This window comes from Microbacterium shaanxiense, assembly GCF_054779995.1.
In genome coordinates, this window is record NZ_BAAGXE010000010.1 from 1 (window position 1) to 5,594 (window position 5,594).

General features: G+C 54.3%; 3 rRNA genes. All 3 read right to left on the bottom strand.

Annotated features, from left to right (window positions below):
- Positions 1-52 precede the first annotated feature (52 nt).
- Positions 53-169 (bottom strand): 5S ribosomal RNA (rrf, locus tag ACYVG2_RS18965).
- A gap of 112 nt (positions 170-281) precedes the next feature.
- Positions 282-3,388: ribosomal RNA gene (locus tag ACYVG2_RS18970) — 23S ribosomal RNA — on the bottom strand.
- 418 nt (positions 3,389-3,806) lie between these two features.
- Positions 3,807-5,331, bottom strand: a 16S ribosomal RNA gene (locus tag ACYVG2_RS18975).
- The 16S, 23S and 5S rRNA genes sit together here, the layout of an rRNA operon.
- Positions 5,332-5,594: the final 263 nt, after the last annotated feature.

The window sequence follows — 5,594 nt, forward strand, 5'->3', positions numbered from 1 at the left end:
GGTTAACGCAAAATGGCCACCCTGCGTTGGGTGGCCATTTTGTTTAGAAGAAGTTCGGCGGTGTCCTACTCTCCCACAGGGTCCCCCCTGCAGTACCATCGGCGCTGTGAGGCTTAGCTTCCGGGTTCGGAATGTGACCGGGCGTTTCCCTCACGCTATGGCCGCCGAAACACTATTGATGTTTCAAAAACCTAAAAGACACGCGTGAACGTGCTTGTTAGGGTTCTCGACCGTACATCGAGAACCACTCAGTGGACGCGTAGCACCAACAAAATCGGTGTGTTATCAAGTCATCGGCTTATTAGTACCAGTCAGCTGCACGCATTGCTGCGCTTCCACATCTGGCCTATCAACCCAGTAGTCTGGCTGGGAGCCTCTCACCCGAAGGTATGGAAGTCTCATCTTGAGGCCGGCTTCCCGCTTAGATGCTTTCAGCGGTTATCCATCCCGAACGTAGCTAATCAGCGGTGCTCCTGGCGGAACAACTGACACACCAGAGGTTCGTCCAACCCGGTCCTCTCGTACTAGGGTCAGATCCTCTCAAACTTCCTACGCGCGCAGCGGATAGGGACCGAACTGTCTCACGACGTTCTAAACCCAGCTCGCGTACCGCTTTAATGGGCGAACAGCCCAACCCTTGGGACCTACTCCAGCCCCAGGATGCGACGAGCCGACATCGAGGTGCCAAACCATGCCGTCGATATGGACTCTTGGGCAAGATCAGCCTGTTATCCCCGAGGTACCTTTTATCCGTTGAGCGACAGCGCTTCCACAAGCCACTGCCGGATCACTAGTCCCGACTTTCGTCCCTGCTCGACCTGTCAGTCTCACAGTCAAGCTCCCTTGTGCACTTACACTCGCCACCTGATTACCAACCAGGTTGAGGGAACCTTTGGGCGCCTCCGTTACTTTTTGGGAGGCAACCGCCCCAGTTAAACTACCCACCATGCACTGTCCCTGAACCGGATCACGGTTCGAAGTTAGATATCCAGAGTGACCAGAGTGGTATTTCAACAATGACTCCACCATAACTGGCGTCATGGCTTCACAGTCTCCCACCTATCCTACACAAGCCACACCGAACACCAATACAAAGCTGTAGTAAAGGTCACGGGGTCTTTCCGTCCTGCTGCGCGTAACGAGCATCTTTACTCGTAATGCAATTTCGCCGAGTTCGCGGTTGAGACAGTTGGGAAGTCGTTACGCCATTCGTGCAGGTCGGAACTTACCCGACAAGGAATTTCGCTACCTTAGGATGGTTATAGTTACCACCGCCGTTTACTGGGGCTTAAATTCTCAGCTTCGCCTTGCGGCTAACCGGTCCTCTTAACCTTCCAGCACCGGGCAGGCGTCAGTCCGTATACATCGTCTTGCGACTTGGCACGGACCTGTGTTTTTAGTAAACAGTCGCTACCCACTAGTCTCTGCGGCCACCACACCCTTTTCGGAGCAAGTCCGTATAAGTGGATGGCCCCCCTTCTCCCGAAGTTACGGGGGCATTTTGCCGAGTTCCTTAACCACGATTCTCTCGATCTCCTTGGTATTCTCTACCTGACCACCTGAGTCGGTTTGGGGTACGGGCGGCTAGAACCTCGCGTCGATGCTTTTCTTGGCAGCATAGGATCATCCACTTTTTATCCGCATCATGTCTCAGCCTATGTGAGTCGCGGATTTGCCTACGACTCGGCCTACACACTTGCACCAGGACTACCATCGCCTGGCATGGACTACCTTCCTGCGTCACACCTGTTAATACGCTAACCGCACCAGCATGGGGTCGTACGCTAGGCCTCACCCCATCACCCCGAAGGGATCCGGTCATGAGGATTCAGATACTTAGCACCACTGGATTAGCTTGGGCGGTTCTTCGCCGGTACGGGAATATCAACCCGTTGTCCATCGACTACGCCTGTCGGCCTCGCCTTAGGTCCCGACTTACCCAGGGAAGATTAGCTTGACCCTGGAACCCTTGGTCTTTCGGAGGACGTGTTTCTCACACGTCTTTCGCTACTCATGCCTGCATTCTCACTCGTGTAGCCTCCACGGCTGGATCACTCCGCCGCTTCGCTGGCCACACGACGCTCTCCTACCCATCAACACGGCTGGACCACGAAGGCCTACCAATAATGTCAATGCCACAACTTCGGTGGCGTGCTTGAGCCCCGTTACATTGTCGGCGCGGAATCACTTGACCAGTGAGCTATTACGCACTCTTTCAAGGGTGGCTGCTTCTAAGCCAACCTCCTGGTTGTCACAGCAACTCCACATCCTTTCCCACTTAGCACGCGCTTAGGGACCTTAGTTGGTGGTCTGGGTTGTTTCCCTCTCGACTATGAAGCTTATCCCCCACAGTCTCACTGCTGCGCTCTCACTTACCGGCATTCGGAGTTTGGCTGACGTCAGTAACCTTGTAGGGCCCATCGGCCATCCAGTAGCTCTACCTCCGGCAAGAAACACGCAACGCTGCACCTAAATGCATTTCGGAGAGAACCAGCTATCACGAAGTTTGATTGGCCTTTCACCCCTATCCACAGCTCATCCCCTCAGTTTTCAACCTAAGTGGGTTCGGTCCTCCACGTGCTCTTACACACGCTTCAACCTGGCCATGGATAGATCACTTCGCTTCGGGTCTAGGACATGCGACTGAATCGCCCTATTCAGACTCGCTTTCGCTACGGCTACCCCACACGGGTTAACCTCGCCACATATCGCTAACTCGCAGGCTCATTCTTCAAAAGGCACGCTGTCACCCCTACTAAGGAGGCTCCAACGGTTTGTAAGCAAACGGTTTCAGGTACTATTTCACTCCCCTCCCGGGGTACTTTTCACCTTTCCCTCACGGTACTTGTCCGCTATCGGTCATCTGGAAGTATTTAGGCTTATCAGGTGGTCCTGACAGATTCACACGGGATTTCTCGGGCCCCGTGCTACTTGGGATACTCTCCACGCCAGAACACGCATTTCGACTACGGGGTTGGCACCCTCTATGACCGGCCTTTCAAGACCGTTCGTCTATACGCTTCTGTAACGTCGCCACCTCGGCAGAGATGACAGGTGAGTCCCACAACCCCGAATATGCAACTCCTGCCGGATATCACACACACTCGGTTTAGCCTGATCCGGTTTCGCTCGCCACTACTAACGGAATCGCGGTTGCTTTCTCTTCCTGTGGGTACTGAGATGTTTCACTTCCCCACGTTCCCTCTACCCGCCCTATATATTCAGGCGGGAGTCACTAGGTCGGCACGCCGCCCAGCGGGGTTTCCCCATTCGGACACCCTCGGATCAAAACTTGCTTATCAGTTCCCCGAGGCTTATCGCAGATTGCTACGTCCTTCTTCGGCTCCAGATGCCAAGGCATCCACCGTTTGCTCTTAAAGACTTGAAATCACATGAGATTGAATCAAAACTCGACCCACACCCGAAGGTGTGTGTCTGAAATTGACTAATGATCTTTAAGATCATCTTGTGCAACAACCCGAAGGCTGTTGCAAGATGCTCGCGTCCACTGTGTAGTTCTCAAAGTACGGGCGGTACCCCTCCCCACAACCAGCCAAAACCGGAAACAGGAAAAGGTCCAGAGGTACAGTCCCGACCAAACGATCGGTTCCGGTCCCTCAGGACCCAACAGCGTGCATGTGCCGACACCCGACCCCCACCCCGTTCCGACCACCCGAAGGCGATGTACTAAGAGAGGAAATCTTCCTCCGACACCTTGTCTAATGTTCCACCCATGAGCTCCCAGCGAAGAACATACGCCTTCGATCTGGGGTCTGGACAACCAATGGCTGCCAGTTGCTCCTTAGAAAGGAGGTGATCCAGCCGCACCTTCCGGTACGGCTACCTTGTTACGACTTAGTCCTAATTACCGATCCCACCTTCGACAGCTCCCTCCCACAAGGGGTTAGGCCACCGGCTTCAGGTGTTACCGACTTTCATGACTTGACGGGCGGTGTGTACAAGACCCGGGAACGTATTCACCGCAGCGTTGCTGATCTGCGATTACTAGCGACTCCGACTTCATGAGGTCGAGTTGCAGACCTCAATCCGAACTGGGACCGGCTTTTTGGGATTCGCTCCACCTCACGGTATTGCAGCCCATTGTACCGGCCATTGTAGCATGCGTGAAGCCCAAGACATAAGGGGCATGATGATTTGACGTCATCCCCACCTTCCTCCGAGTTGACCCCGGCAGTATCCCATGAGTTCCCACCATTACGTGCTGGCAACATAGAACGAGGGTTGCGCTCGTTGCGGGACTTAACCCAACATCTCACGACACGAGCTGACGACAACCATGCACCACCTGTTTACGAGTGTCCAAAGAGTTGACCATTTCTGGCCCGTTCTCGTATATGTCAAGCCTTGGTAAGGTTCTTCGCGTTGCATCGAATTAATCCGCATGCTCCGCCGCTTGTGCGGGTCCCCGTCAATTCCTTTGAGTTTTAGCCTTGCGGCCGTACTCCCCAGGCGGGGAACTTAATGCGTTAGCTGCGTCACGGAATCCGTGGAATGGACCCCACAACTAGTTCCCAACGTTTACGGGGTGGACTACCAGGGTATCTAAGCCTGTTTGCTCCCCACCCTTTCGCTCCTCAGCGTCAGTTACGGCCCAGAGATCTGCCTTCGCCATCGGTGTTCCTCCTGATATCTGCGCATTCCACCGCTACACCAGGAATTCCAATCTCCCCTACCGCACTCTAGTCTGCCCGTACCCACTGCAGGCTGGGGGTTGAGCCCCCAGATTTCACAGCAGACGCGACAAACCGCCTACGAGCTCTTTACGCCCAATAATTCCGGATAACGCTTGCACCCTACGTATTACCGCGGCTGCTGGCACGTAGTTAGCCGGTGCTTTTTCTGCAGGTACCGTCACTCTCGCTTCTTCCCTGCTAAAAGAGGTTTACAACCCGAAGGCCGTCATCCCTCACGCGGCGTTGCTGCATCAGGCTTGCGCCCATTGTGCAATATTCCCCACTGCTGCCTCCCGTAGGAGTCTGGGCCGTGTCTCAGTCCCAGTGTGGCCGGTCACCCTCTCAGGCCGGCTACCCGTCGACGCCTTGGTGAGCCATTACCTCACCAACAAGCTGATAGGCCGCGAGCCCATCCCCAACCGAAAAATCTTTCCAACAAGTAACCATGCGATTCTTGTTCGTATCCAGTATTAGACGCCGTTTCCAGCGCTTATCCCAGAGTCAGGGGCAGGTTGCTCACGTGTTACTCACCCGTTCGCCACTAATCCACCCAGCAAGCTGGGCTTCATCGTTCGACTTGCATGTGTTAAGCACGCCGCCAGCGTTCATCCTGAGCCAGGATCAAACTCTCCGTAAAAGAAAAAAACCACATCAACCGGAATAAGGTCGACGCAGCGAGTTTGAACTGACCAAAGAAATGAATCAAACTGACTTCATTTAAAATGCCAACCCCTCCGAAAAAGGATTGGTCTTTGATCCAAAGGAATTCTCACCAGTCCGAAGACCGACGAGGATAATTTGGCATTTGACAAGTGCACGCTGTTGAGTTCTCAAGGATCGGACGCTCCCCCGACCCAGTCATCACAACCAGGCCCGAAGGGCAACTTCTCAATCTTACCC